The organism is Leifsonia sp. 10N434 (assembly GCF_056394405.1).
The window spans coordinates 238,926-264,283 of sequence record NZ_JBFTHV010000002.1 but is presented as its reverse complement, the minus strand read 5'-3'; the positions used below and the strand labels follow the sequence as shown (position 1 = coordinate 264,283).

Below are 25,358 nucleotides of genomic sequence, written 5' to 3'. Positions count from 1 at the left end.
TCCGTTGATGCGTGACTCACGGGGCCTTAGGGACGTTCGGGACGTTCGGGACGTTAGAGAACTCCGAGACGACCGACACGTCCGGGAACGGACGCTTGCGCGAACCGAAGGCGACCACGAGCGCGAAGAGCCCCAGACCGCTGACGAGCAGCTCGACTCCCCGGCTGGCGAGCGATGCGGGTGTCGTCGAGGTGCCGAGCGGCACATCCGCCACCATGTGGCCCGGCTGGAACGGCGGGATGCTCGAGATCGTCCGGCCGGACGGATCGATGATCTGACTGCTGCCGACTGTCGAGATGTTCACGAGTGACCGCCCCGACTCGATCGAGCGCAGCCGCGCGATGGCCAGCTGCTGCTGGTTCTCATCCGTCTGGCCGAAATCGGCGTTGTTGGTCTGCGCCAGGATGACCTGTGCTCCGCCGTTCATCATGTCGGTGAGCAGCTGATCGTCGACGATGTCGAAGCAGATGGAGATGCCCGCCCGCACCCCGTTGATGTCGAACACGTTGTCACGCGTGCCCGGCGTGTAGTCGCGCCCGATCAGATCGATCAGCGACGGCGCGAACTGCCGCCAGAAGCCCCGGTCGGGCACATACTCTCCGAACGGCACCGGATGCTTCTTGTCGTAGTAGTCGACGGCCCCCTGGCCGTCCTTCCAGAGCAGGGACGTGTTGAAGTACTTGCCGTCCCGCGACGTGATCGTTCCGACGACGAACGGGGCGCCCATCCGGCGGCTCAGCGCGTCCAGGATGGCGGCGGAGTCGGCGTCTCTGGTCGGATCCGGCTGCGCCGAGCCCTCCGGCCAGACCACCATGTCGACCTTCTCGTCCTCGATCTTCTGCGTCTCGGCGATCTGGCTGTTCAGCACCGCATCGGGCGCGGCGTTGTCGAAGTAGCCGGCGGGCCCGTTGCCCTGGACGGCCGCGACGCGCGTCGTGCCGTGGGTGGTCGCCGGCCAGGCCGGAATCACCAGCACGAGAGCGACGGCGCCGATCGCGAGAGCGCCCCGCCAGACGGTGCGCACATCCACCGCGAAGTACAGCTCGAGGAACAGCGCGACGAGCCAGACCATGACGAAGCCCAGGCCGGAGATGCCGAGCCACGCCACGAGCGGAGCGAACGGACTCTCCGACTGCGACTCGGCGACCCGGCCCCAGGAGAACCCACCGTACGGCCAGTTGCCCGCGACGAATTCGCGGAGCACCCACAGGCCGGCGACGACCACCGGCAGCAGGCCGACACGGCCGAGACGCGACGGCCACGCGCGGGGCACCCAGCGATAGGCCAACGCGATGAGCAGCCCGCCGAGCCCGAAGAAGAGTGCCTCGAGCGTCGAGAGCGCCACCCACGGGACGGGGCCGAGGTACAGGGAGGTCCACGCGACGTGCACGAGGTAGAAGGACTCCCCCGCCACCGTCGCGACGAGGAACGCGCTCCCCGCACGACGACCGCGCACAGCGAGCAGCACCATGCCGATGCCGACGAAGGTCAGCGGCCACCAGTCCATATCGGGGAAGCCCGCGTCGAGCACCGGGCCGGCCAGCATGGCCACCACGAGGGCGAGCCAGAGCGGCAGCGGCGCGCGGGGGGAACGGGTCACGGAGTCAGAGCCTAGAGCACGCGCGTGGGTGATCTCCGCACGAACGCTAGGCAACGGATGAGTAGGCGACGATTCCGCGCCGGATCGACTCGAGCGCCTGCCGGGCCGTGCGCCCGACAGGTCCCTGGGCGACGAGGGAGAGCTGGTCGAGCAGGTCGATGGTCTGCTTCGTCCACCGCACGAAGTCGCCGGCGGCCATGTCGGCCTCCGACAGCACCGTGTTCAGGCTCGTCCCCTTCGCCCACGCGTGCATGGCCAGCGCCAGGCTGGTCGACGGCGGCTCGCTGCCCTGAAGACGGTTGTCCCGCTCCAGGTCGTCGAGCCTGCTCCAGATGTCGATGGTCTTCTCGAACGCGGGCCGGAACGCGCCCCGCGGCAGATAGCGATCGTGGGCGAGGCCCTCGTCGCGCCGCGGCTCGAAGACGAGCGCGCAGGCCATCGCCGCGAGGCTCGGCGCGTCGAGCTGGTTCCAGATGTTGCGGCGCAGGCACTCCGCGACCAGGAGGTCGCGCTCACCGTAGATGCGCTTGAGGGTGCGTCCGTGAACCGTCAGCTGCGTGGTGCCGTCGGCAGCCGTGAGGTAGCCGAGTTCCAGCAGCACGTCGGAGACGCGGTCGAACACCTTCGCGACGGCACCGGTACGCGACCGGATCTGCGAGCTGAGGGCATCCGTCTCGCGCTTCAGCTTCCACCAGCGCTCCGCCCAGCGGGCGTGCTGCTCGCGGTCGGGGCAGCGGTGACAGGGGTGCTCCTTCATCCGCTTGCGCAACGCGGTCAGCTGCCGCTGACGCTTGTCGCGGTCGGCTCTCGACGCGTTCTCCATCCGCGCGCCCTTGCGTTCGAGATCGCTGAGCTCACGCCGGATGCCGGAGTACTCGCGGAAGTCGCCGAGGTGACAGGTCATCGCCTTCTCGTACCCGGCGAGCGACTCCTCCTGCTGCCGCACTTTGCGGGCCAGGTCGACGACCGCACGGTCCGCCTGGAACTGGGCGAACGACGACTCCAGGATCTCGCGGGTGCGCTCGCGCCCGAACTGATCGATCAGGTTGACCGCCATGTTGTAGGTCGGCCGGAAGCTCGAGTTGAGCGGGTAGCTGCGCCGCGACGCCAGCGAGGCGACCGACTGAGGGTCGAGGCCGTCCTGCCACTGGATGACCGAGTGTCCCTCGACGTCGATGCCGCGTCGCCCGGCGCGCCCGGTGAGCTGGGTGTACTCCCCCGGCGTGATCGGAACGCGGGCCTCGCCATTGAACTTCTCGAGCTTCTCCAGCACCACCGTGCGCGCCGGCATGTTGATGCCGAGCGCCAGTGTCTCGGTCGCGAAGACGACCTTCACCAGCTTGCGCCGGAAAAGCTCCTCCACGACCTCCTTGAAGGCGGGCAGGAGACCCGCGTGGTGCGCTGCGACGCCCCGCTCCAGCCCTTCCAGCCATTCCCAGTAGCCGAGCACGGCCAGGTCTTCATCGAGCAGGGTGCGGCAGCGGTCCTCGACGATGGCGCGGATCTCGTCGCGCTCGTGCTGCTCGGTCAGTCGCACGCCGGAACGGAGCGTCTGCCGCACGGCCTGATCGCAGCCGTTGCGGCTGAAGATGAAGAAGATGGCCGGAAGCAGGTTGCGCTCGCGCAGCAGATGCACGATCTCGGCGCGATCCATCCGGAACGACTCGACGCGACCGCCGCGCGAATGGTAGCGGCCGACATCCCGCATCTGTCGCGAGTTGAGCGTGCGGCCTCCGTAGCGCGCCATCTGCACGAGTTCCGGATTCACGCGGTTCGTGGCCGCGAGGCCGGACGAGTCGAACAGGTCGATCAGCTTGGAGCGCATCAGGATGTGCTGCTCGAGCGGCACGGGGCGCTCCTCCGACACAATCACATCGGTGTCGCCGCGCACGGCCTGCAGCCAGTCGCCGAACTCCTCGGCGTTGGAGACGGTCGCGCTGAGCGACACCATCCGCACCGACGCGGGCAGGTGGATGATGACCTCCTCCCAGACGGCGCCACGGAAGCGGTCGGCGAGGTAGTGCACCTCATCCATCACGACGTACGCGAGATCCGGCAGCAGGTCGGAGTCGGCGTAGAGCATGTTGCGCAGGACCTCGGTCGTCATGACGACGATGCGAGCGCGCGAGTTGACATTGGTGTCGCCGGTGAGCAGGCCGACCGACTCCGGGCCGTACTGGTCGACCAACTCCTGGTACTTCTGGTTGCTCAGCGCCTTCATCGGCGCCGTGTAGAAGACCTTCGCATTGGCTTCGCGCATCGCGAGGAAGACGGCGAACTCGGCGACGATCGTCTTGCCGGCTCCGGTCGGAGCAGCGACGAGCACGCTCCTGCCGTTCTCCAGGCTGGCGCAGGCCTCCCGCTGGAACGGGTCCAGTTCGAACCGGAGCCCGGCTCGGAACGCCTCGAGCTGCGGCTGACGGGTGCGGGAACGGGACGCCTCGTAGCGTTCTGCCGGAGACAGCTGATCGGTCACCCGCCCAGCCTATGTCGCCAGCTCGGCCTCGATGCGCAGCGCCGCCTTCGCCGCGCGGCGATCATGCAGCCAGGTGACCCCGTAGGCGGCGAGATAGAGCAGCACCATGGGGATCGCGAGAAGGAACATCGACAGCACATCCGCCGCGGGTGTCGCGATTGCAGTGAACAACGCGATCAGGATGAACGCCCACCGCCACGACCGGATGATCGATGAGGCGCTCAGCACCCCCACGAAGTTGAGGAGCACCAGGAACACCGGAAGCACGAACGCCACCCCGACGGCGATCACCAGCTTCAGCACGAAGTCGAAGTAGGTCTTGGCCGAGATGATCGACGAATCGCCCTCCCCGGCGAAGCTCGTGAGCAGGGTGACGATGTGCGGCACGAGCAGCCACCCGACGTACGCGCCGGCGAGGAAGAGCGGGACGGCCGTGAAGAAGAAGCCGAACCCGTACTTGAGCTCCTTGCGGCTGAGCGCAGGGACGAAGAACGCCCAGATCTGGTACAGCCAGATGGGGCTCGAGATCAGCACGCCGATCGTGATAGCGATCTGCATCTTCAGGTCGAAGGCGCCGGTGATGCTGTCGTAGTTGAGCTGCGCCTGCCGTCCCTGCTGCGTCGCGATGTCGGTGATGGGACCGCGGAGCGCGTTGAGGAGGTAGTCGGAGAGGAACCAGCCGACGATCGCACCGGCCAGGAGGCCGAGGGCAGAGCGGAAGAGGCGCTTGCGAAGTTCGACGAAATGCTCGCCGAGCGTCATCCGTCCTTCGCGGTTCTTGCCTCGCTTGACGGAGGCCACGGCTTACGGCTTCGTGGGCGATTCAGACGAAGGAGCCTGCGACTCGCCGGCGGGAGCGGACGGCTCGTCCTTCTTGTCGCCGTCTTTCTTCATCTCGTTGACCTCGCCCTTGAAGATGCGCATCGACTGACCGATGCTCTTGGCGAGAGCGGGGAGCTTCGGCGCACCGAAGAGCAGCAGGATCACTGCGAGGATGATGAGCAGGTGCCATCCGGTGAGGCCGCCGAGCATAGGATCAGGTCCTTTTGGTCAAGTAGGTGTACGGGGTTGGGTCCGCGTTGACCAGAAGTTTACCTCTTCTGACCCGGGCATCCCTGCGAGCTTGCCGCGCAACCGAGCGTTCGGCGATCGCCTGCTCGCGCGCCTCGCGGAGTTCCTCCGCGTCCTGGAAGACGGCCGCCCGGAACGGCGCCTCTCGCAGCTCCTCGGCGCGCTGCGACAGGATCTGGGCCTTGTCCGCCAGCGCGCTCACCTCGGCCGCGGCCGCCATGAGCTTGCGGAACAGGCGCACGGCGAAGAACGCGAGCATCCCGAGCAGTGCCAGTACGAGCACCACCCAGATCACGAGCCACGACCACCAGGGCATATCCGCAGCCTACTGGTAGCGCTCGGCGCCGGCCCGCGCCCACTCGGCGACGACCCGACGTGCCTCGGGAGGATCGAGCACGGTCAGCACGCCGGAGAGGCCGGCGACCAGGCGCTTGAGCCCGTGGTAGTGGGCGACCCTCACGCTGGTGCGCACGCGGCCGTCTCGTTCGTCGCGGGGCGCGCCGTCGGGGATGTAGTCGATGATCAGGGGAATCGCAGAGGCCGAGACTTCGATCTGCACCAGCAGGTCGTCGGGGGTGCCCTCGAAAAGCGTCTCCGGCAGGGTGACGTCGCCCGGTCGGTAGGTGATCGGCTCGTCGGTGGCGCGCAGGTCGTCGATGCGGTCGAGGCGGAAAGTGCGGATGGCCGTGCGGAGGTGGTCCCAGCCGCGCAGGTACCAGTCCTGGTCGATCGACTCGATGCGCAGCGGATCGACCCGGCGTCGCTCGCGCTCGCCGCGCGAGTTGAGGTAGTCGAAGTCGAGCTGGGTGCCGGCGGCCACAGCATCCCGGATGACCGCGAGCGTCTCGTCGGTCTCGGAGCCCGCGACGGCCACCTGGCTGGGCGCCGCCGAGGCTCCGCGGGCGAGCTTGGCCATCAGCGAGCCGATCACGTCGCGGTCGGCGTTCTCCGGGAGCGCGGACAGATACTGCAGACCGGCGATCAGCGCCGCGGCCTCACGTGCGGAGAACCGCGGCGAGTCGTCGATGGCGACCTGATGAGTGAGCACGATCTGGTCGTTCTCTTCGAAGTCGTCCCACGCGATGTCGAAGAGATCGCCCGGCTGGTACTGGTTCGTCTCCCCAGGGATGCCGGAGACGGCGATCAGGCGCACGGCGTCGCGCAGCTGCGCCTTCTCGACGCCGAAGTGCTCCGCGGCTTCGGCGACGCTCACCCTGTCGCGATCCATCAGGTACGGCACGAGCGCAAGCAGGAAGGCGAGCTTGTCCTGAGCCTGCATCGGCTTGCGGCGCTCAGCCATCGGTGCCCTCCCCCGTGTCGTCATGCGCGCGGAACGTCGCCTGCAGTCGTTCCCGCACCTTGTCGCGCAGGTGCGCCGGCGAGAGCACGACGACCTCGGGCCCGAAGCTGGCGAGCTGGTCGGCGAGGATGTTGGAGTCGGAGTAGTTCACGGTCAGCCGGAACGATTCACCGTCGCGCGCCACCGGCACGGCGTCGCCGTAGCGCTTGCCGAGCCGGGCTGCGGCGTCGGTGCCGGCGGTCACCTCGATCTCGGCCACGCTGCGCGCCCAGATGCGCTCGAGTTCGTCCAGCGCCTTGGCCGCGAAGTCGCTGCCGTCCGGCTCGAAGGTGCGATTGGTCACCTTCACCGGCCCGACCATGCGTGAGAGCAGGAACGTGCGCGAGCCCTGCGCGTCCTGGTCGATGCCCTGCAGATGCCAGCGCCCCTGGTGCTGCACGAGGGCGAGCGGGGCGACGGTGCGGATGCGCGAGGCGCTCTCACCCGGCTTGAGGTACGGGAACTGCACGATCGTGTGCCGCTCGAGCGCCAGGTTGAGCGGATCGAACGCACTCTCCCTCGCGCGGAGCCGCGGCGCGTAGCCGACGATCGGATCGTTCGCCTCGACGCCGAGCGAGCGCAGCTTCATCAGCGCGCGACGCGACTCCGACGACAGGCTGCCCTCGCGCCACACCGTGGCGGCCAGGCCGAGCAGGGTGATCTCCTCCGGGGAGAAGACGACGTCGGCCGGAAGATCGTATGCCCCTTTGGGAATGCGATACCGCAGCAGCTGATTGTTGCCGGAGTCCCCCGGGGCCTCGACCGTCTCCAGCGGAACGCCGAGTTCGCGGATGTCGTCTTTGTCTCGCTCGAACTGCCGCTCGAGACTGCTGTTGTCGCCGCGCGACGCGTACCGCTGGCGGTAGCCCTGCACCGTCGAGAGGATCTCGTTCTTGGTCAGCCCGGTCTCCGTCGCGAGCAGCGCGAGCACCAGGCTGAAGAGTCGCTCCTCGACGGGCACGCGAGCAGGCGAAGACGAGGACGGAGGCACCCGTCCATCCTAATCGGCTAGCGCACTCCGAGGATGTCGACGACCCAGACGAGAGCGGGCGTGCTGCCGTCGGCCGGCGTCACGACACCGATCTGCGAACCGACCTTCTTGCCCACCAGCTGTTTGAGCATCGCCTGCGGCAGCGCGGAGCCCTGCTGCACGACCGAGGCGCCCGTGTTCACCGGGACGACGTCGGGCGTTCCGCTGGTCCAGGTGCTCAGTGCGACGTTCTTGTTCTCCCAGCCGACGGCGGTGTAGTGGAGCACGGCCGTGCTGTCCTTCTTGACCGTCTCACCCGAGCCGGCCTTCAGCGTCTCGGCCTGCACCTTCTTCGGTGCCGAGCTCCCGGGCACCGTGATGCCCGGCTGCCCGGTCGGGGCGAGGACCACCGTGGGGAAGCCGGAGACCGACGGCTGCGGAGCGCCGTTCGCCTTCGGCAGGAACGCCTTGACGACGTCGACGACGGCGACCACCGAGTTCGGCAGCTGCGAGGCGGACTCGGTAGCGGTGTCCTTCGGCGCCATGGCGATGGCGAGGCGCGAGCCGACCGTCGAGCAGAGGAGCCCGTCGTTGAGCGCGGGGATCGGCACCTGTCCGATCGCGACGAGCTGCGGCGAGTTCGCCTCGTACGTGCTCGCGCCGAGGCTCTGCTTCGTCGCGCCGTCGAAGAAGGAGTACTGGAGCTCCACCATCTGGCCCTTGATGACCTGCTCGCCCGAGCCCTCCACCAGGGTCGAACGCTGCGACGTGGTGGTGTCGATCGGCGTGGGGAACGTGACCGTCGGCTTGGATCCGACCTTGCCCGTCGCGCTGATCAGAGCGGACGCCGCGCCCGGCTTGAGTGCGGCGTCGCAGTTCGCGTTCGGGTCTGACGAGCATCCCGTGAGTGTGATGGCCAGCAGCCCAGCGGCTACGACGAGTGCGGTTGCTCTGCGCACGAGTCCTCTTTCAGTGCTATCGACGGGAACCGGAAGGACGCGCCCTCCGGCCTCCCATGCTAGTTGATGGCGGAGTCGTCCTCCGACGACGCGTCGAGCCCGCGCGCCTTGGACAGCTCGGCGCTCGACGCGGCCGCGCGGACCCGCTTGCGCAGGCTCTTGGGGCTCGACTGGCGCTCCCCGAGCGCTCCAGGGGTCCAGGCCTCGACGTCGTCGTCGCTGTAGTCGCTCTTCGACGGACGGCGCTTGAGCTCGGGCAGCACCGTGCCGGGGGCGAGGCGTCGTGCCGTGATGAGGAAGCCCGTGTGGCCGATCATCCGGTGGTCGGGGCGGACGGCGAGACCCTCGACATGCCAGCCGCGCACCATCGTCTCGCTCGACTGCGGATGCGTGTACTCACCGGATGCGCGGATCGCCTCGGCGACGCGGGAGAGCTGGGTGACGGTGGCGATGTAGCAGAGCAGCACTCCGCCGGGCTTGAGCGCCGCGGTGACGACATCCAGGCATTCCCAGGGCGCGAGCATGTCGAGCACGACGCGGTCGACGCTCTGCTCCTCGACCGCCGTCGGCAGGGCCTCCTGCAGATCGCCGACCGTCACCGACCAGTTCTCGGGGTCGCGTCCGAGGAACGTCGCCGCGTTCGCCCGTGCCACCTCGGCGAACTCGTCGCGGCGCTCGAACGACCGGAGCGTGCCGGCGGGCCCGATCGCGCGGAGCAGCCAGAGGGAGAGGGCACCGGAGCCGACGCCGGCCTCGACGACCGACGCACCCGGGAAGATGTCGGCCAGCGCCAGGATCTGCGCGGCGTCCTTCGGGTAGATGATCGCGGCGCCGCGCGGCATCGACATGACGAAGTCGTTGAGGAGCGGGCGCAGCGCGAGGTGCTCGACGCCGACGTTGTTGGTGACGACCGAGCCGTCGGGGATCCCGATGATCGCGTCGTGCTCCAGGATCCCCCGGTGCGTGTGGAAGACCTTGCCCGGTTCGAGCGTGATCGTGTTCAGCTTGCCCTTCGGACCGGTGAGCTGCACCCGGTCGCCCGCGCGGAACGGTCCGCTGCTCTGCGGCAGCTCCGAGGCGCTCATCGAACGACCGCCCTGGCGTCGGCCAGCGCGATGACGTCGTCGGCGCTCTTGCCCTCCAGCGAGGTCCACAGCGTGTGCTCGTCGCTCTCCGGGAGCGGCACGATGTGCGGGACGCCGATGGTGACCGCGCCCGACGCGACGGCGGAGGCCAGCCCGACGAGCGAGTCCTCGATTGCGACGGATGCGGCAGGGTCGACGTTCAGGAGCTCGGCGGCCCGGAGGTACGGCTGCGGGTGTGGCTTCGGGTGGCTGACCTCGTCACCGCTGACGATCACGTCGAAGGCGTCGAACGGGATGTGCGCGACGATCTGCTCGGCCATCCGGCGCACCGACATGGTGACCAGCGCGGTCGGGATGCCCCGCTCGCGCAGTTCGGCCAGCAGTTCCCTGGCGCCGGGACGCCACGGGACGCCATCCGTGTCGAGCTTCTCCTGCACCCGCGTGGTCAGCCATTGCACGATCTCGTCCGGCGTGAGGTCGACGCCGCGCGACTGCAGGATCTCCGCCGAGTTCCAGAGACCCAGGCCGACCAGGGTGAGCCCGTCGTCGTGGGTCCAGGTGCCGCCGAAGGAGCCGACCAGCTCGACCTCGGAGGCCATCCAGTACGGTTCGGTGTCGACGAGGGTGCCGTCCATGTCCCAGAAAACGGCGGCGGGCAGCGACGGAGGTGTCAGAGAGGTCACGGGCCACAAGTCTAACGGTGAGCCACGGGCCTATCCTGGATGGATGGCGTCCGTCCGGGCGCACGACGAGAGGACGAGGTACACCCACTGTGACGCAGGGCACGAACTTCCTCGGCGGCCGCATCCTGGTCGTGGCGTTCGAAGGCTGGAACGACGCGGGTGAGGCGGCGAGCGGCGCCGTCAAGACGTTGCAGGACGTCCTCGACGTCGTGCCCATCGCCGAGGTCGACCCCGAACTCTATTTCGACTTCCAGTTCAATCGCCCGACAGTGACCGATGACGACGGCCAGCGCCGCCTCGTCTGGCCGTCGGCGATCACCTACGGACCGGTGCATCCCGGCGATCCGTCGCACGCCCTCGCCGACGACGCGAACCTCCGGGTGAGCGGTGACAATGTCGGCAACATCTACCTTCTGCTCGGCACCGAGCCGTCGCGCAGCTGGAAGAGCTTCACGGCGGAGATCCTCGACGCGGCCCTCGCCTCCGACATCGGCGGCATCGTCTTCCTCGGCGCCATGCTCGCCGATGTGCCGCACACCCGTCCCATCTCCATCTTCGCGTCCAGCGAGAACTCGGCGGTCCGCACCGAGCTGGGCATCGAGCGCTCCACGTACGAAGGGCCCGTCGGCATCCTGAGCGCGATCGCGGAGGGCGCAGAGGCCGTCGGCATCCCCACGGTGACCATCTGGGCGTCGGTGCCGCACTACGTGCACAATGCGCCGAGCCCGAAGGCGATGCTCGCCCTCATCGACAAGCTCGAGGAGCTGGTCGACGTCACGATCCCGCGCGGCGGGCTGGTCGACGAGGCCGCAGCGTGGGAGGCGGGGATCGACGCGCTGGCGGCGGACGACGAAGAGATGGCCGCATACATCCAGCAGCTGGAGCAGGCGCGCGACACGGTCGACTCCCCCGAGGCCAGCGGCGAGGCGATCGCGCAGGAGTTCGAGCGTTACCTGCGCCGCCGCGGCGACGGACGAGACGGCCGCGACGGCCAGGCCGGCGGGCGGCCCGACGAACCCTGGCGCTCCTAGCGCGCTAGCGATCCAGCGGTCTCATCGCCGTCAGGCGCGCAGGCGGATCCCGAGCAGGGCGTCGATCGCGTCGAGCATCAGTGGTGAGACGGCGGCCGGGGCGGTCGCGACCCAGAGGTCGATCGCGATCAGCGCCGTGGGAGTGTCGAGGTCGGCGCGCACGGCGGAGCGGACCTCTTCGAGCAGCTCGCCTTCCACGCGCGCAATGTCGGCGGTGATATCCACGGATTCACGGCGAGCGAGCTCGCTCCAGCGCTCCAGACGCTGCGTCGCCTCGTCGATGTCGCCGTCGAACCACTCCCAGTCCGACCGGTAGTGGTGGGCGAGCAGCGCCAGCCGGATCGCTCGCGGGTCGACGCCGCCCTCACGGAGCCGCGAAACCATCACCAGGTTGCCCAGAGACTTGCTCATCTTCTCGCCCTGGTAGGCGACCATGCCCGCGTGGCTGTACACCCTGGCCAGCGGATGGCCGCTGAGCGCGGCAGCGTGGCCGGCGCTCAGCTCGTGATGCGGGAAGATCAGATCGGACCCGCCGCCCTGCACCGTGAAGTCGCGCCCGAGGTGCATCAGGGCGATCACCGAGCACTCGATGTGCCAGCCGGGCCTGCCGTCTCCGACCTCCGACGGCCACGAGGGCTCGCCGTCGCGCGACGCGCGCCAGAGCAACGGATCGAGGGGGTCCCGTTTGCCCGGGCGGTCGGGGTCTCCCCCGCGCTCGGCCGACAGCGCCAGCATCGTCTCGCGGTCGAGGTTGCTCTCCTCGCCGAGCTCCCACGGCGCGGCGTCCTGAGCCGCCTGGACGTCGAAGTAGACGTCGTCGTCGACGCGGTAGCCCATCCCCCGGTCGAGCAGGATGCGCGTGGCACGCCCGATCTGCTCGATCACCTCGGTCACGGCCACGTAGTCGTCGGGCGGGATGATCGCCAGGCTCTCCATGTCGCCGCGGAACAGCTCGATCTGCTCGGCGGCGAGCTCCCGCCAGTCCACACCCGTCTCCGCGGCGCGCTCGAGGAGCGGGTCGTCGACGTCGGTGATGTTCTGGGCGTAGTGCACGCGGTAGCCGGCATCCAGCCACACGCGCTGCAGTGTGTCGAACGCCAGGTAGGTGGCGGCGTGACCGAGATGGGTAGCGTCATACGGCGTGACACCGCAGACGTAGAGCCGAGCGACGTCGTCGGGGCGGGCCTCGACCAGTTGCCGGGTCGCGGTGTCGAATAGGAACGGCGGTCGTGATTCGCCCTCGACGTGCGGCACGACGGGCCGCGACCAGGTGCGCATCCGGTGCTAGGCGGCGAGGACGCCGGTGAGCAGCAGGATGATCAGCAGAACGCCGAGCGCAAGCCGGTAGATGACGAACGGGAGGAAGCTCCGGCGCGAGATGTAGCTCATGAAGAAGACGATCACGAGCAGGCCCACGATGAACGCGACGATGGTGGCCACGATGGTCGGGCCGGTGCCGAACACCTCGACGGTGCAGGTGTTCGTCGCCGCCAAAGCCTGCGTGCACGGCTCCTTGATCGACTTGTAGAGCTGGTAGAAGCCGCTTCCGAAGACGGCGGGGAGCGCCAGCAGGAACGAGTAGCGCGCCGCGGCCTTGCGCTGGTACCCCATGAACAGCCCGGCGGTGATCGTGCCACCCGAACGCGAGACGCCGGGGATCAGCGCGAGCGCCTGGGCGAAACCGAAGATGATGCCGTGGCCCCAGGTGAGGTCTTTCAGCCGCCGGGTCTTGGCTCCGACGGCGTCGGCGACGCCGAGCAGGATGCCGAAGATGATCATGGTCGCCGCGACGATCCAGAGCGACCGCAAGGTGGTCTCGATGGCGTTCTGGAACAGCAGCCCCAGCACCACGATCGGGATGCTGCCGATGATGACGAGCCAGCCCATGCGGGCATCCGGGTCGTTACGCGGGATGCGGCCGAAGAGCGCCAGGAACCAGGCCTTGACGATGCGGACGATGTCGCGCCAGAAGTACAGCAGGACGGCTGCCTCGGTACCGAGCTGGATGATCGCCGTGAAGCGCGCGCCGGGGTCGGCCCCGGTGCCGAGGAGTTCCCCGACGATCCGGATGTGCGCGCTCGACGAGATCGGGAGGAACTCGGTGAGGCCCTGCACGAGCCCGAGGATGATGGCGTTGATGTAGTCCATGCGTCGCTTTCGCTGCCGTGGGGAGGTCGGGTCGTGTCGTCAGTAGCTGAGCAGCAGGTCGCGCAGCACAGTCCTACCGAAGATTAGCGCGTCGAGTGGCACGCGCTCGTCGACGCCGTGGAACATCCCGGGGAAGTCGAGCTCGGCCGGCAGACGCAGCGGCGCGAACCCGTAGCCGGTGATTCCGAGCTTGCTGAGCGCCTTGTTGTCGGTGCCGCCCGAGAGCAGATACGGCAGCACCGGAGCGCCGGGATCGTGGGCTCCGAGGGTCTCCACGATCGCGTCGATGAGGGGGCCGTCGAACGCCGCCTCGAGTCCGACGTCGCGGTGCATGATCTCGATCTCGATGTCGTCGCCTACGAGCTCCCGCACCCGCGCGAGCACGTCGTCCTCCTCGCCGGGCAGGGTGCGGATGTCGATCAGCGCCTCTGCCGTGTCCGGGATCACATTGTGCTTGTAGCCGGCGGTGAGCATCGTGGGATTGGTGGTGGTGCGCAGCGTGGCCAGGATGAACCCCGCGGCGGTCCCGGTGCGGAGCACGAGTTCGTCGGGCCCGACCTGCTGCGGGTCGACGTCGAGGATGCGCGACAGCTCGGCGAGCAACTGGGTCGTCGTGTCGCTGAGCTGGATGGGCCAGTCCTGACGCCCGATCGCGACGACGGCCTCCGCCAGGCGGGTGATCGCGTTGTCCCGGATGAGCCGCGAGCCGTGCGCAGCGCGGCCCCTGGCGATGAGCTTGATCCAGACGAGCGACTTCTCCCCCGTCTGCATCAGGTAGGCACGCCGGCCGTCGAGGTCGATCGAATAGCCGCCGACCTCGCTGATCGCCTCGGTCGCGCCGGCGAAGAGCTCCGGGTGGTTGTCGACGAGGTAGTGCGAGCCGCGCCGGCCGCCGTCCTCCTCGTCGGCGAAGAACGCCACGACGAGGTCGCGCTCCGGCTGCTTCCCCGCGCTCAGGATGTCGCCGACCGCGGTCAGGATCATCGCATCCATGTTCTTCATGTCGACGGCGCCGCGGCCCCAGAGCAGGCCGTCCTTGATGTCGCCGCCGAACGGGTCGACGCTCCAGTTGCGCGGGTCGGCGGGCACGACATCCAGGTGTCCGTGCACGACGAGTCCCGGCTTGGACGAGTCCCGTCCGGCGACCCGCGCGACGACGCTCGTGCGCCCAGGATCCGAGTCGAACAGCTGCGGTTCGAGGCCGATCGCACGCAGCTTCGCCTCCACGTACTCGGCGGCGTCCGTCTCGCCGTTCGACTTCCCCTCGCCGTAGTTCGTGGTGTCGAACCGGATGAGATCGCGAGCGATCTCCGCGGTCTCGTCGAGCTGAGTCTCGTTTCGGGCATCCGTCATGGTGTCAACGCTATCAACGCGACCGCGGTGTGAAATCGGGACCGGTTTTCATGCTAATGTCTTTCTTCGGCGGCCGGTTCGAACGGCTTCCGGAAACACCCGTCCGGGTGGCGGAAATGGCAGACGCGCTAGCTTGAGGTGCTAGTGCCCGTATAGGGCGTGGGGGTTCAAGTCCCCCCTCGGACACAGACAGAACCCCGGTCTCACGACCGGGGTTCTTCGTTTGTTCGGGGCTAGTGTGAACCGCATGTCGGACGACCGCGGATCCTCCAGCCTCCTCACCGTTCTCATCGCGTTCGGCGCCAATGTGATCGTCGCGCTGGCCAAGACATTCGCTGCCGTGATCACCGGGTCCGCGTCGATGGTCGCCGAGGCGGCGCACTCGTGGGCGGATGCCGGCAACGAGATCTTCCTGCTGCAGGCCGAGCGCAGCTCAGCGAAGCCGCGGGACTCCGCGCATCCGGGCGGCTACGGTCGCGACGCGTACGTCTGGTCGCTGTTCGCCGCGGTCGGGTTGTTCACCGCTGGGGCCGTCGTCTCGATCATGCACGGGGTGTCGCAGCTGACGAGCGAGGAGCCGGGCGGCGACTACCTGATCAACTACATCGTGCTCGCGGTCGCCTTCGTGTTCGAGGGCATCTCGTTCCTACAGTCGTACCGGCAGGCGCGCGGGAAGGCGTCGGAGCGGGGAACCAGCACCCTCGGCCACATTCTCAGCACGTCGAACCCGACGCTGCGTGCGGTCTTCGCCGAAGATGCGGCGGCGCTCATCGGACTGGTGATCGCCTTCTTGGGCATCCTCCTGCACGAGCTCACCGGCAACGCGGTCTTCGACGCGATCGGGTCGATCCTGGTCGGCGTGCTGCTGGCGATCGTCGCCATCATCCTGATCGACCGCAACCGGCGGTTCTTGCTCGGGGAGCCGGGCTCGGAGCGGGTGAATCAGATCTTCCTCTCGGCATTGCTCGAGCATCCTGAGGTCGAGAAGGTGACATACCTGCATCTGGAGTACGTCGGGCCCGAGCGCTTCTACCTGGTCGCCGCCGTCGATCTGATCGGCAACGATCCCGAGTCCGATGTCGCCTCCGATCTGATGGCGGTCGAGGCGGCGCTCGAGGAGAGCCCGTACATCACGGAGGCGGTGCTGACGCTGTCGCGCCCGGGGGCGACAGCACTGCAGGAGACGACCGCCGGCTGACGTCCGCGGATTGCGGTCAGTAACCGTCCGCAATCCGCGGCAGACTGGGTCGCATGGCGACGACCGGTTCACGCACCCTCCAGCTGCTCTCGCTCCTTCAGACGCAGCGGTACTGGCCCGGAAGCGTTCTCGCCGCACGGCTCGAGGTCTCGGTGAGGACCCTGCGCCGCGATGTCGACCGGCTGCGCGAGCTCGGCTATCCGGTCGACGCCACCCGCGGTGTCGACGGCGGGTACCAGCTCGCCGCCGGCGCCTCGCTCCCGCCGCTCGTCGTCGACGACGAGGAGGCGGTGGCTCTCGCCGTCGGGCTGCGGACCGCTGCGCAGAGCGGCATCGCCGGTATCGAAGACGCGTCGGTGCGCGCGCTCACCAAGGTCGTGCAGGTCATGCCTCCCCGGCTGCGCCGCCGCGTCGAGGCGCTGCGTTCCGCGACGGTCGCCGGTTCCCTGCGCCCCGGCCCCAGCGTCGACGCCGAGGTGCTCACCACCATCGCGCAGGCCTGCCGCGACGAGGAGCGGCTCGACTTCGTGTACACCGCCCGCGACGGTGAGCGCACCGACCGTCGCGTCGAACCGCACCGGCTCGTCTCGGTCGGGCGCCGCTGGTACCTGGTCGCCTACGACCTGACCCGCTTCGACTGGCGCAGCTTCCGCCTCGACCGGCTTTCCGGCCCCCGGGCGACGGGCTCGCGTTTCCGTCCGCGTGACCTGCCGGCCGACGACGCCGCCGCGTTCGTTCGCGCCTCGCTCGGTGGCGTCGCGCCGACCCCGCTGAACGTCGTCGCGATCGTGCGCGCACCACTGGCGGATGTGCAGGCCACGATCGGCCCCTGGGCGACCACCGAGCCCGTCGACGACACGCGCACGCGCATCCGGATGACGGCGGACAATGCCGACTGGGCGCTCTACGGCCTCGGCGCCGTCGACGCCCCGATCGAGTCGGTCTCGCCTCGCGCGGTCGCGGAGCGGATGCACGTCTGGGCCGAGCGGTTCGCAGCGGCGAACGCCTCCGAAGGCACCGGCGAACAGGCACCGGGCATCCACGACGCATAGACTGTTCCACCGTTATGACCAACGACATTGCCCGGCGAGAGCCCAGTCCCGCCGACGTGCGCCGCTGGCGCCGATACCTCGCGGACGAACGGGCCGAGGCCTCCGTCTACCGCGACCTGGCCGGACGGCGGACCGGCGAGGAGCGGGAGATCCTCCTCGCGCTCGCCGAAGCCGAACGCCGGCACGAACAGCACTGGCTCGACCTGCTCGGCGACCGGGTGGGCAAACCCCTGCGCGGCGACCTGCGCACGCGCGTGCTCGGCTTCCTCGCGCGGCGCTTCGGCTCCGTGTTCGTGCTCGCGCTCGCACAACGCGCCGAGGCGCGATCGCCGTACGGCGCGGATGTCGACGCGACGCCGCAGATGGCCGCCGACGAGCAGATCCACGAAGAGGTCGTGCGCGCGCTCGCGGCCCGCGGGCGTCAGCGGCTCTCCGGCACCTTCCGCGCGGCGGTGTTCGGCGCCAACGACGGGCTGGTGAGCAACCTCGCGCTCGTGCTCGGCATCAGCGCCAGCGGAGTGCCGAATCACGTGGTGCTGCTGACCGGCATCTCCGGTCTGCTCGCGGGCGCGCTGTCGATGGGAGCCGGCGAGTACGTCTCGGTGCGCTCCCAGCGCGAACTGCTCGAGGCATCCACCCCGAACCCGGCCGCACGCACCGTGCTGCCGGATCTCGATGTCGACGCCAACGAACTCACGCTCGTGTACCGCGCCCGCGGAATGAGTCCGGAGGACGCCACGACCCACGCAGCCGAGGTGCTGAGCGGGCTCGCGACCTACAACGTCGAACCGGATGCGGACGCCGTCGAGGTGGACGAGCACGAGTCCGTCGGCAACGGCTGGAGCGCGGCCGTCTCGAGCTTCTGCTTCTTCGCGTCGGGGGCGCTCATCCCGATCATCCCGTATCTGTTCGGGCTGCAGGGCACGACGGCGGTCATCGTCGCGGCGGTGCTCGTGGGCATAGTGCTGCTCGGCACGGGTGCGGTCGTCGGTCTGCTCTCCGGCGCCTCTCCGCTCAAGCGCGCCCTGCGTCAGCTCGCGATCGGGTACGGCGCCGCAGCGGCGACGTACCTCCTCGGCCTGCTGTTCGGCGCGACGCTCGGGTAGCCGGCGCGGCCGTCGGGTGCTGCGCCGGACGCCCGTGCTACCGGTTGCGGTTGCGGTCCCGCTCGCGGCCCTCGTAGCCGCTGCCGTACACGATGACGCCCACGATCGGGATGAGCAGGAACCACAGCCAGCTGTAGGCGAAACCCCAGATCCAGCTCGTCAAGAAGAACAGGATGAGCGCGATGAACGGCACGATCGAGACGATCACGTAGCCGTTGCGACCGAACGGGCGGCCGTCCGAGACGCGACCGGGACCGTAGCCGTCGCGGGTGCCGTAGCCGTCGGCGGAGCCGTACGCGGCGGGTGGACCGAACGACGCGGCCGATCCGGGCTGCGCTGCTCCAGGGGGCGCTGCGGCCGACGGAGCGGCGTCGTCGAATGCGACGAAGCGGGGCAGATCGGCGAACAGCGGCGCGAGGTCGCCGCGGGTCACGGCGGTGCGGGCGGACTGGACGCGAGCCTGGACCTCATCCTCGGTCAGCCGGCCGTCTGCGGCGTGCGACTGGAGGGCGGCGACAGCACGATCGCGCTCTGCATTGCTGAGGCGGAATGCACCGGACGCGTCCGAATTGTCGGTCATTCCGTCAGTATGGCAGCAGCCGTCACGCCGCGCGAGAGGTGCGGAATGGGGCTCTTGAGACGTCTCGAGACGCTGTTGTCGCCCCTGATCAGCGGTCGCCGCGCCCGACGAGCCGGCCGATCCAGTTCTGCCAGGAGATGAGGATACGCGGCGGGGTGTGGTGGCGCCGGCTGTTGTTCTGCAGGCGCGGACCCCGGTTGCCCTGACCGGCCCTCACCCGATTGCGATGCGGCTGATTGGCCGCGGGTGCGTCGCTGTGCGCCGGCACTCCGGGGACGCTGTGGGTGGCATCGTGCAGGGTGGATGCGAGGGTGTTCATGGGTTCTCCTGTCGGGATCAATCAGGGACGATGACGAGGCGGGTGCCCCGGAGATCGGTGCGGGTCCATGCCGACTCGATCTCACTGAGGGGCATGGTGGTGACGTCGATGGCGAGCTCGCCGCTGCGCAGCCAGTCGACGACCTGCTGGTAGGCGGCAGCCATACCGGAGGCCAGGTTGCGGGCGGCACCGTAGATCTCCAGGCCCGAGGTGCGCAGGGCGTCACCGGTGAGGCTGATCGCAGGGCCGGCGGACTCGCCGATCTGCACGAGGCGGGTGCGCTCTGGCATGGCGAAGCTGCCGGGGATCAGCGCGCGGGTCAGCAGCTCGGTGGGTCGACCCCAGAGGTAATCGATGACCACGTCGTACCCGTCGCCGGCGTGGTCCCGGAACGCCTGCACCAGTTCGGCGTCGTCGACGGCGGTGTTGATCACGGCGTCAGCGCCGAGCGCCGACAGCTGCCGGAGGGCCTCCTCGTCGCGTCCCGTGGCCACGATGCGTCCGGCGCCGAGGAGCCGCGCGATCTGAACGGCCAGTCGCCCGGCCACGCCGGTCGCGCCTTGCACCAGCACGGTCTCACCCGAGCTGAGACCGCCAGCGGTGCGCATGCTCATGGCGCTGATCGCGGAGGACAGCGCCGCCGCGATCGGCGCGCCGATCCCCTCCGGGATCGGCGCCGTGTGGGTGGCGGGCACCGCCGCATACTGCGCGAGCGTTCCGTACGGCGGCGTGACGCCGCCGAACCCGACGACGGTTCCGTCGGGCAGGCGGCCGATGCCGTCGAAGCACGGGATCGCCGGCAGCGCCGCCTGGAACGGCGCGGACGTGTAGTGGGTGCCGGCGACGATCGCGCGATCCACGTTCTCCACCGCGACCGCCTCGACGGTCACCAGCACCTGACCTTCTCCGACCTCAGGGTCGGGAAAGTCCTGGAAGCGCGGAACGGCTCCCGCGCGGTCCACGACTGCTGCCTTCACGGTCTTTCGCCTTCTCTCTTACAGTGTTAGAGCGCTAGGGTATTTCTAACACTGTAAGAGCGATCGTGCAAGGAGGGCTCATGGCGTTGGACCGGCAGCAGGTCGTCGACGAGGCCCTGAGTCTGCTCGACGACAAGGGTCTCGAATCCCTCAGTCTCCGCGCCCTCGCCGGCCGCCTCGGCGTGCAGGCGCCCACGCTCTACTGGCACATCGGCAGCAAGGCCGAACTCCTCGACGCCCTGGCCAACGCCATCATGGACGACGCCATCGCGGCGATCCCCGCACCCGGACCCGACGGCGAGTGGTCGGAATGGCTGCTGACCGCCCTGACCGAGCTGCGGAGGGCGATGCTCCGCCGCCGCGACGGCGCCCGGATCGTCTCCGGTGCCCGCCTTTCGTTGCGTCGCGCCGACTTCTCGGAGTCGGCCATGTCCACACTCGTCGACCACGGGATCGAGCTGCAGAGGGCGCGGCTCCTCGTGCTCGCCGGTGAGCGCCTCACGGTCGGCTACGTGCTCGAAGAGCAGGCGCCGACGGACGAATCGCAGCAGCCCCCCGATCTCGAGGAACTCCTCGGGCGATTCCCCGTCATGACCCGTGCCATCGGCGAGTACTTCCACGACGGTCGCACCTCGGACGACCTCTACCAGGACACCGCACGGCTCCTGCTTGGCCTTCCACCGCACGCCTGAGTCACCGGCATCTCGACGCTGCCTCGACCTTCGCGACGCCGGATCGCTATGCGCGCGACAGTGGTTGGATCTACACTCGGATTCGAACATACGTTCGAATCGACGAGGTGAGGACAATGGCGGAGATCGACGAGACCGTCGCGGTGTGGACGACGGAGGACGGCATCCCGACCCGATTGGTGTGGCGTGCGACCCGGTACCGCGTGAGCGACACCCCCACCGTCTGGGCCGACGTCTGCCGGTGGTGGCGCCCGTTCGGCGAGAACCGCTACGGCATCGGCGCACTCCCCCGCGAGATCGGCGGCTGGCGCTTCCAGGCCACCGACGACGACGGGCGTGCCCATGTCTTCGACGTAAAGCACGACGACGACCGGCGCACCTGGCAGCTGGTGCACATCTTCGACTGAGCGCGCGGTCCGGATGCCCGTCCCGTGCATGCTGGATGCGATTCCGCGCCCCGGATGCCGTTCTGCTCCGGATGCACAGCGGCCGCCGTCCGCCGCGTGCCTCCCCCGCCCGATCTGCGCGGCGGACTACTCTCACGGGGTGACGTACGACCGCTATGGATCCGATGTGCTGGCGACCGATTGGAAGAATGCCGACCGAAAGCCCGTGCCCTCCGTCGAAGCCGTCCGCGACCTCGTGGTCGAGGACGCCGCCAGCGGCTTCTGCGGCGCAGTGACCCGCATCGAGACCCAGACCGTCGAGCTCGAAGACTACTTCGGCAAGAAGCGCGTCTTCCCGCTCAGCGGCAGCTTCCTCATCGACGGCGAGCCGGTGACGCTGGTCGTCCCCAAGCAGAGCGGCGGCACCAGGGCGCGCACCGCATCCGGATCGTTCGCGGTCGACGACCAGCGTGCGCGGACCGCGCGCGCGAGCCGCATCTTCGTGGAGGGCAAGCACGACGCCGAACTCGTCGAGCGCGTGTGGGGCGACGACCTGCGCGTCGAAGGCGTCGTCGTCGAATACCTCGAGGGCGTCGACGACCTCGACGCGATCGTCCGCGAGTTCGCACCCGATCGCAGCCGCAGGATCGGCGTTCTGGTCGATCATCTCGTCCCGGGTTCGAAAGAGAGCAGAATCGCAGGAACCGTGGCGCGCGGGCCGTTCGGTGCCCATGTCATGGTGGTCGGGCATCCGTACATCGACATCTGGCAGGCGGTCAAACCGGAGCGCGTCGGGCTCCGGTCGTGGCCGGACATCCCCCGCTCGATCCCCTGGAAACATGGGATCTGCGAGGCGCTCGGTCTCCCCCATGAGACGCAGGCCGACGTCGCCAGAGCGTGGAAGCGCATCCTCGGAACGGTACGCAGTTACGCCGATCTCGAGCCGGAGCTGCTGGGCCGGGTCGAGCAGCTGATCGACTTCGTGACAGAGCCGTAACAACTCGAACGGGTGCCTTTTTGGCGTTTCTGCCACTAGGCTGGGGCATACGCCGTGTGTTTTGCATGTGTTGGAGCGGTACGATCCGGAACCGGAGCGTGGCCACCTTTTCAGGAGCAGGCTTACAACACTCGGCGAGGCCCCGACGTTCGGGGTCGAGAATTCGCTCCTGGAGGAGACATGGCAACAGGTACGGTCAAATGGTTCAACGCCGAAAAGGGCTTCGGCTTCATCGCTCCCGATGATGGTGGCGCTGACGTTTTCGCCCACTACTCGGCGATCACCTCGAGCGGCTACCGCTCGCTGGAAGAGAACCAGAAGGTCGAGTTCGAGGTAACCCAGGGCCCCAAGGGCCTGCAGGCGGAGAACATCCGCCCGCTCTAATCGTTGAGCTCGTGAGAAGGGGTCGGACCGTTCGCGGTCCGGCCCCTTCTTCTGTGCCCGGGGGCTACTGCCAGCCGAACTCCGTGTAGGTCTCGCCCTGCCCGATCGCCTCGATCGCGTGTCGGACGGCCGGCACCACGTCGTCGGGCAGCCGATCGACCCCGGCCCAGAGCAGCTCGGAGCATTTGTCCGGCTCGCCGATGGCCGGCCGGGCGTCACCGCGCTCGGCGGTGAAGAAGAAGTCGATGTAGGTCTCGCCGTCGGCGCGGCCGTGCTGCACGAGCGCCATGCGCACGTCGTCCGGAGCGAGCTCGACCAGGATCTCCTCGCGGGTCTCCCGCAGCAGCGCCTGGGTCGCCGACTCCCCCACCTCGATGTGGCCGGCCGGAACGGCGAGCTCCCCGTCGCGGTACCCGGTGCCCGCGCGGCGGAGCAGCAGGATGTCGTCGCCGTCGCGCAGGCAGAGATAGACGGCGGCCGGGTAGGTGGAGCGCATAGTCGATTGTCACACCGGGGGCGTATCGTTCGTCGTGTCCGCCTGGGTCCGTCGCCGGGCGGACCGGGTTCGGACCCGTTCAGGCGCGACACGCGCGGGGCGCTCTTTCGCAGCAGATTCCATTTGCGATCTTCGAACATATGTTCGAAAATTGATGTGTGTTCTCCACAGCAGCCGCCCTCGCCTCGCCGGTCTCCGACCGGTCGCAGGTGCATGAGCTGCAGTCGCGCATCCGGCAGATGCAGGCCACCAAGCTCGACGACAGGCGGCAGGAGACGCATCCGGCCCTCGCCTCGCTGCTGCCCGGCGGAGCGCTCAAATCGGGGGCGGCCTATTCGGTGCGCGGCTCCACCACGCTGGTGATGGCGCTGCTCGCCGGCCCGAGCGCGGCCGGCGCCTGGTGCGGAGTCGTCGGCATGCCCGACTTCGGCGCCGAGGCCGCTCGCCGGTTCGGCATCGATCTGGAGCGGCTCGTGCTGGTTCCGCATCCCGGCGAGAACTGGCTCACCGTGACGGCCGCGGTGGTCGACGTGCTGAGCGTCGTGGTGATCGTGCCGCCGGCACGAGCGAGAGACGGCGATGTCGCACGGCTCACCGCCCGGCTGCGGCAGCGCGAGTCCACCCTCATCGTGGTCGGCGACTGGCCCCAGGTCGAGGCGACCCTCACGGTGTCGCGCAGCGGGTGGGACGGCCTCGGCGACGGAACGGGCTATCTCGCGGCGCACCGGGTCACCGTGGAATCGGCGACCCGCGGTGGCCCAGGGTCCCTACGGCGAGCCGACCTGTGGCTGCCCGATCCGAGCGAGAGTTTCCGGGCCGTCTCGCCTGCGACCGTCACCGGGCTCTCCGCGGTGGATGACGTCCCGCATCTGGAGGCGGTGATCTGAGTGCCGGCCGTGACCAGAGCGATCGTGCTGTGGTGTCCGGACTGGCCGGTCACCGCGACCGTGCAGACCCTCGAGCTCCCCGCCACCGCCCCGCTCGCGCTCGTCGACCGCAACCTCGTGTTCGCCTGCTCGGCGGCGGCGCGCGCCGACGGGGTCAAGCGCGGCCTGCGCATCCGGGAAGCCCAGGCCCGCTGCACCCAGCTGCTGGTGCATCCGTACGATCCGGTGCTGGATGCGCGTGCCTTCGAGCCGGTGCTGGCCGCCATCGAAGAGATCACCCCCGGCGTGCAGGCGGTGCGTCCCGGTACCTGCGTGCTGCGTGCCCGCGGGCCGGCGCGGTATTACGGAGGCGAGCAGCAGGCGGCGGCCGAGCTGCTGCGCTGCCTCGAAGGACTCGGCATCCCCGACGCGCGCATCGGCATCGCCGACGGCCCGTTCGCAGCGGAGCAGGCGGCACGCAGCACCGGCCTCGATCGCGTACGGATCATCCCGCCCGGCGCCTCCCCCGACTTCCTGGCGCCGCTGCCGGTGTCGATGCTGGGCCAGGATGCGCTCACCCCGCTCCTGCACCGTCTCGGCATCCACCGGCTCGGTGACCTCGCCGCGCTCGATCCCACCGACGTGCGCGAGCGGTTCGGGGAACTGGGCGCACGCTGCCACACTCTGGCCAGCGGCCTCGACGGGGCGGCCGTCGTGCCCCGCACCCCGCCCAAGCAGCTCGACCGGGTCATCGAGTTCGAGCCGCCGCTCGACCGGGTCGATCAGGTGACCTTCGCCTTCCGCGGCACCGCCGAGACCTTCATCGCCGGCCTCACCAAGGCCGGACTGGTGTGCACGGCCCTCCGCATCGAGGTGACCGACGAGTCGGGCCGGGCGAGCGAACGCACGTGGCTGCATCCACGGCTCTTCTCCGCCGCCGACGTCGTCGACCGGGTGCGCTGGCAGTTGCAGGGCAGCGGGGCGGTCGACAGCGGACTCGGCTCCCCCATCATGAGCGTGCTCGTCGCCCCCGAGAGCGTCGACGACATCGGCCACCACGAAGACGGTCTGTGGGGCGGAGGCGCCGACGAGCGCATCCACCACGGGTTGTCCCGGGTGCAGAGCATGCTCGGTCACGACGCCGTGCTCACCGCGACGATCGGCGGCGGTCGAGCCCTGGCCGAGCGGCAGATCCTGGTGCCGTGGGGCGACCGCGCGGTCGGCGCGGCCCGCGCCGAGCAGCCCTGGCCGGGGAGCCTGCCGGCGCCCGCCCCGGCGACGGTGTTCGAGGTGGCGCGTCCGGTGGGCGTCTACTCCGCCGGCGGAGACCCGGTGACGGTGGATGAGCGGGGAACGGTCAGCGCGCCCATCCACCGCTTCTCGGCCGCCGGGTCGGCCCTGGATGCCCGCGAGGCGCGCAACGCCCGCGAGGTGACGGCGTGGGCGGGTCCGTGGCCGGTGCGCGAACGCTGGTGGGACCCGGAGCACGCGCGCACGGTGCAGCGCTTCCAGGTGGTCGATGCCGACGGCACGGCTTGGCTGCTGGTGCTCGGTGACGAGGGCTGGCGGGCGGAGGCGCGGTATGACTAG

Annotated in this window: 27 protein-coding genes and 1 tRNA gene; 11 read left to right on the top strand and 17 right to left on the bottom strand. The window is 69.3% G+C overall.

Annotation, left to right across the window (positions count from 1 at the left end):
- Positions 1 to 16: 16 nt before the first annotated feature.
- The 10 genes from lnt to AC1DB1_RS06850 are packed head-to-tail and all read right to left on the bottom strand — an operon-like array spanning position 17 to position 10,183.
- Positions 17 to 1,600, bottom strand: a complete 1,584-nt coding sequence (gene lnt, locus AC1DB1_RS06895) for an apolipoprotein N-acyltransferase (protein WP_477200239.1) — start codon at positions 1,598 to 1,600, stop codon at positions 17 to 19.
- A 46-nt stretch (positions 1,601 to 1,646) separates the two neighbouring features.
- Positions 1,647 to 4,076 carry a DEAD/DEAH box helicase gene (locus AC1DB1_RS06890; RefSeq protein ID WP_477200238.1) on the bottom strand — a complete coding sequence of 810 codons (2,430 nt, stop codon included), beginning with the start codon at positions 4,074 to 4,076 and terminating at the stop codon, positions 1,647 to 1,649.
- A 9-nt stretch (positions 4,077 to 4,085) separates the two neighbouring features.
- Positions 4,086 to 4,838, bottom strand: coding sequence for a twin-arginine translocase subunit TatC (tatC, locus tag AC1DB1_RS06885; protein WP_271178944.1), 753 nt, complete (start codon positions 4,836 to 4,838; stop codon positions 4,086 to 4,088).
- A gap of 42 nt (positions 4,839 to 4,880) precedes the next feature.
- Positions 4,881 to 5,108 (bottom strand): Sec-independent protein translocase subunit TatA, encoded by a 228-nt coding sequence (tatA, locus tag AC1DB1_RS06880; protein ID WP_271178676.1) that lies wholly within the window; start codon positions 5,106 to 5,108, stop codon positions 4,881 to 4,883.
- Between the two features lie 4 nt (positions 5,109 to 5,112).
- Positions 5,113 to 5,463, bottom strand: coding sequence for a hypothetical protein (locus AC1DB1_RS06875; RefSeq protein WP_477200237.1), 351 nt, complete (start codon positions 5,461 to 5,463; stop codon positions 5,113 to 5,115).
- A 9-nt stretch (positions 5,464 to 5,472) separates the two neighbouring features.
- Complete coding sequence (locus tag AC1DB1_RS06870; protein ID WP_271178678.1) at positions 5,473 to 6,447, bottom strand: helix-turn-helix transcriptional regulator; 975 nt, start codon at positions 6,445 to 6,447, stop codon at positions 5,473 to 5,475.
- Positions 6,440 to 7,477: a helix-turn-helix transcriptional regulator gene (locus AC1DB1_RS06865; protein WP_477200236.1), complete on the bottom strand. Its 1,038-nt coding sequence runs from the start codon at positions 7,475 to 7,477 to the stop codon at positions 6,440 to 6,442. Before AC1DB1_RS06865 ends, AC1DB1_RS06870 begins: the two co-directional genes overlap by 8 nt.
- 17 nt (positions 7,478 to 7,494) lie before the next feature.
- Positions 7,495 to 8,415 carry an FKBP-type peptidyl-prolyl cis-trans isomerase gene (locus tag AC1DB1_RS06860; RefSeq protein ID WP_477200235.1) on the bottom strand — a complete coding sequence of 307 codons (921 nt, stop codon included), beginning with the start codon at positions 8,413 to 8,415 and terminating at the stop codon, positions 7,495 to 7,497.
- Between the two features lie 59 nt (positions 8,416 to 8,474).
- The gene (locus tag AC1DB1_RS06855; RefSeq protein ID WP_477200234.1) at positions 8,475 to 9,500 is read right to left on the bottom strand and encodes a tRNA (adenine-N1)-methyltransferase; all 1,026 of its coding nucleotides are present in this window, start codon (positions 9,498 to 9,500) and stop codon (positions 8,475 to 8,477) included.
- The gene (locus AC1DB1_RS06850; protein ID WP_477200233.1) at positions 9,497 to 10,183 is read right to left on the bottom strand and encodes an HAD family hydrolase; all 687 of its coding nucleotides are present in this window, start codon (positions 10,181 to 10,183) and stop codon (positions 9,497 to 9,499) included. The genes AC1DB1_RS06855 and AC1DB1_RS06850 overlap by 4 nt, the downstream gene beginning before the upstream one ends.
- 89 nt (positions 10,184 to 10,272) lie before the next feature.
- Here AC1DB1_RS06850 and AC1DB1_RS06845 point away from each other — a divergent pair, with 89 nt between their 5' ends.
- Positions 10,273 to 11,214, top strand: coding sequence for a proteasome assembly chaperone family protein (locus tag AC1DB1_RS06845; RefSeq protein WP_271178683.1), 942 nt, complete (start codon positions 10,273 to 10,275; stop codon positions 11,212 to 11,214).
- A 30-nt stretch (positions 11,215 to 11,244) separates the two neighbouring features.
- Here the strand turns inward: AC1DB1_RS06845 and mshC are convergent, their stop codons facing one another.
- Genes mshC through AC1DB1_RS06830 form a run of 3 tightly spaced genes read right to left on the bottom strand, consistent with a single transcriptional unit; the run spans position 11,245 to position 14,715 of the window.
- Complete coding sequence (mshC, locus tag AC1DB1_RS06840) at positions 11,245 to 12,492, bottom strand: cysteine--1-D-myo-inosityl 2-amino-2-deoxy-alpha-D-glucopyranoside ligase (RefSeq protein WP_477200232.1); 1,248 nt, start codon at positions 12,490 to 12,492, stop codon at positions 11,245 to 11,247.
- Positions 12,493 to 12,498: 6 nt separating this feature from the next.
- Positions 12,499 to 13,362 (bottom strand): undecaprenyl-diphosphate phosphatase, encoded by an 864-nt coding sequence (locus tag AC1DB1_RS06835; RefSeq protein WP_477200231.1) that lies wholly within the window; start codon positions 13,360 to 13,362, stop codon positions 12,499 to 12,501.
- A 39-nt stretch (positions 13,363 to 13,401) separates the two neighbouring features.
- Positions 13,402 to 14,715 carry a M20/M25/M40 family metallo-hydrolase gene (locus tag AC1DB1_RS06830; protein WP_271178686.1) on the bottom strand — a complete coding sequence of 438 codons (1,314 nt, stop codon included), beginning with the start codon at positions 14,713 to 14,715 and terminating at the stop codon, positions 13,402 to 13,404.
- A gap of 101 nt (positions 14,716 to 14,816) precedes the next feature.
- Here AC1DB1_RS06830 and AC1DB1_RS06825 point away from each other — a divergent pair.
- From AC1DB1_RS06825 to AC1DB1_RS06810, 4 genes are all read left to right on the top strand, one after another.
- Positions 14,817 to 14,901: transfer RNA gene (locus AC1DB1_RS06825), tRNA-Leu, on the top strand.
- A gap of 61 nt (positions 14,902 to 14,962) precedes the next feature.
- Positions 14,963 to 15,913: a cation diffusion facilitator family transporter gene (locus tag AC1DB1_RS06820; RefSeq protein WP_271178687.1), complete on the top strand. Its 951-nt coding sequence runs from the start codon at positions 14,963 to 14,965 to the stop codon at positions 15,911 to 15,913.
- 53 nt (positions 15,914 to 15,966) lie between these two features.
- Positions 15,967 to 16,965: a helix-turn-helix transcriptional regulator gene (locus AC1DB1_RS06815; RefSeq protein WP_271178688.1), complete on the top strand. Its 999-nt coding sequence runs from the start codon at positions 15,967 to 15,969 to the stop codon at positions 16,963 to 16,965.
- Between the two features lie 14 nt (positions 16,966 to 16,979).
- Positions 16,980 to 18,071 (top strand): VIT1/CCC1 transporter family protein, encoded by a 1,092-nt coding sequence (locus AC1DB1_RS06810; protein WP_271178689.1) that lies wholly within the window; start codon positions 16,980 to 16,982, stop codon positions 18,069 to 18,071.
- Positions 18,072 to 18,108: 37 nt separating this feature from the next.
- Here AC1DB1_RS06810 and AC1DB1_RS06805 read toward each other — a convergent pair whose 3' ends face one another.
- The 3 genes from AC1DB1_RS06805 to AC1DB1_RS06795 form a co-directional block, all read right to left on the bottom strand.
- A complete protein-coding gene (locus tag AC1DB1_RS06805; RefSeq protein ID WP_477200230.1) occupies positions 18,109 to 18,651 on the bottom strand; it encodes a DUF1707 SHOCT-like domain-containing protein in 543 nt (180 codons plus the stop codon).
- Between the two features lie 88 nt (positions 18,652 to 18,739).
- Positions 18,740 to 18,970: a hypothetical protein gene (locus AC1DB1_RS06800; RefSeq protein WP_271178691.1), complete on the bottom strand. Its 231-nt coding sequence runs from the start codon at positions 18,968 to 18,970 to the stop codon at positions 18,740 to 18,742.
- A gap of 17 nt (positions 18,971 to 18,987) precedes the next feature.
- Complete coding sequence (locus AC1DB1_RS06795) at positions 18,988 to 19,947, bottom strand: quinone oxidoreductase family protein (RefSeq protein ID WP_271178692.1); 960 nt, start codon at positions 19,945 to 19,947, stop codon at positions 18,988 to 18,990.
- A gap of 80 nt (positions 19,948 to 20,027) precedes the next feature.
- Between AC1DB1_RS06795 and AC1DB1_RS06790 the strand changes: the two genes are divergently transcribed.
- The 4 genes from AC1DB1_RS06790 (at position 20,028) to AC1DB1_RS06775 (ending at position 22,406) form a co-directional block, all read left to right on the top strand.
- Complete coding sequence (locus AC1DB1_RS06790) at positions 20,028 to 20,639, top strand: TetR/AcrR family transcriptional regulator C-terminal domain-containing protein (protein WP_477200229.1); 612 nt, start codon at positions 20,028 to 20,030, stop codon at positions 20,637 to 20,639.
- 116 nt (positions 20,640 to 20,755) lie between these two features.
- Positions 20,756 to 21,046 carry a DUF6504 family protein gene (locus tag AC1DB1_RS06785; RefSeq protein WP_477200228.1) on the top strand — a complete coding sequence of 97 codons (291 nt, stop codon included), beginning with the start codon at positions 20,756 to 20,758 and terminating at the stop codon, positions 21,044 to 21,046.
- A 139-nt stretch (positions 21,047 to 21,185) separates the two neighbouring features.
- Entirely contained in the window at positions 21,186 to 22,022 is an 837-nt protein-coding gene (locus AC1DB1_RS06780; protein WP_477200227.1) for a DUF3097 domain-containing protein, read from the top strand.
- Between the two features lie 180 nt (positions 22,023 to 22,202).
- A complete protein-coding gene (locus AC1DB1_RS06775) occupies positions 22,203 to 22,406 on the top strand; it encodes a cold-shock protein (protein WP_271178696.1) in 204 nt (67 codons plus the stop codon).
- A 64-nt stretch (positions 22,407 to 22,470) separates the two neighbouring features.
- Here the strand turns inward: AC1DB1_RS06775 and AC1DB1_RS06770 are convergent, their stop codons facing one another.
- Entirely contained in the window at positions 22,471 to 22,902 is a 432-nt protein-coding gene (locus tag AC1DB1_RS06770) for an NUDIX hydrolase (RefSeq protein ID WP_477200226.1), read from the bottom strand.
- Between the two features lie 158 nt (positions 22,903 to 23,060).
- On the opposite strand from AC1DB1_RS06770, the gene AC1DB1_RS06765 reads away from it, so the two are divergent.
- Positions 23,061 to 23,789 carry a hypothetical protein gene (locus tag AC1DB1_RS06765; RefSeq protein WP_477200225.1) on the top strand — a complete coding sequence of 243 codons (729 nt, stop codon included), beginning with the start codon at positions 23,061 to 23,063 and terminating at the stop codon, positions 23,787 to 23,789.
- Positions 23,790 to 25,358, top strand: a complete 1,569-nt coding sequence (locus AC1DB1_RS06760) for a DNA polymerase Y family protein (protein WP_477200224.1) — start codon at positions 23,790 to 23,792, stop codon at positions 25,356 to 25,358. It begins immediately after the preceding gene.

Coding starts and splice junctions, on each gene's coding strand:
- tatC (WP_271178944.1), bottom strand. CDS start 4,838: ATGACGCTCGGCGAGCATTTCGTCGAACTTCGCAAGCGCCTCTTCCGC.
- tatA (WP_271178676.1), bottom strand. CDS start 5,108: ATGCTCGGCGGCCTCACCGGATGGCACCTGCTCATCATCCTCGCAGTG.
- AC1DB1_RS06875 (WP_477200237.1), bottom strand. CDS start 5,463: ATGCCCTGGTGGTCGTGGCTCGTGATCTGGGTGGTGCTCGTACTGGCA.
- AC1DB1_RS06870 (WP_271178678.1), bottom strand. CDS start 6,447: ATGGCTGAGCGCCGCAAGCCGATGCAGGCTCAGGACAAGCTCGCCTTC.
- AC1DB1_RS06855 (WP_477200234.1), bottom strand. CDS start 9,500: ATGAGCGCCTCGGAGCTGCCGCAGAGCAGCGGACCGTTCCGCGCGGGC.
- mshC (WP_477200232.1), bottom strand. CDS start 12,492: ATGCGCACCTGGTCGCGGCCCGTCGTGCCGCACGTCGAGGGCGAATCA.
- AC1DB1_RS06835 (WP_477200231.1), bottom strand. CDS start 13,362: ATGGACTACATCAACGCCATCATCCTCGGGCTCGTGCAGGGCCTCACC.
- AC1DB1_RS06830 (WP_271178686.1), bottom strand. CDS start 14,715: ATGACGGATGCCCGAAACGAGACTCAGCTCGACGAGACCGCGGAGATC.
- AC1DB1_RS06820 (WP_271178687.1), top strand. CDS start 14,963: ATGTCGGACGACCGCGGATCCTCCAGCCTCCTCACCGTTCTCATCGCG.
- AC1DB1_RS06815 (WP_271178688.1), top strand. CDS start 15,967: ATGGCGACGACCGGTTCACGCACCCTCCAGCTGCTCTCGCTCCTTCAG.
- AC1DB1_RS06810 (WP_271178689.1), top strand. CDS start 16,980: ATGACCAACGACATTGCCCGGCGAGAGCCCAGTCCCGCCGACGTGCGC.
- AC1DB1_RS06805 (WP_477200230.1), bottom strand. CDS start 18,651: ATGACCGACAATTCGGACGCGTCCGGTGCATTCCGCCTCAGCAATGCA.
- AC1DB1_RS06800 (WP_271178691.1), bottom strand. CDS start 18,970: ATGAACACCCTCGCATCCACCCTGCACGATGCCACCCACAGCGTCCCC.
- AC1DB1_RS06790 (WP_477200229.1), top strand. CDS start 20,028: ATGGCGTTGGACCGGCAGCAGGTCGTCGACGAGGCCCTGAGTCTGCTC.
- AC1DB1_RS06785 (WP_477200228.1), top strand. CDS start 20,756: ATGGCGGAGATCGACGAGACCGTCGCGGTGTGGACGACGGAGGACGGC.
- AC1DB1_RS06775 (WP_271178696.1), top strand. CDS start 22,203: ATGGCAACAGGTACGGTCAAATGGTTCAACGCCGAAAAGGGCTTCGGC.
- AC1DB1_RS06770 (WP_477200226.1), bottom strand. CDS start 22,902: ATGCGCTCCACCTACCCGGCCGCCGTCTATCTCTGCCTGCGCGACGGC.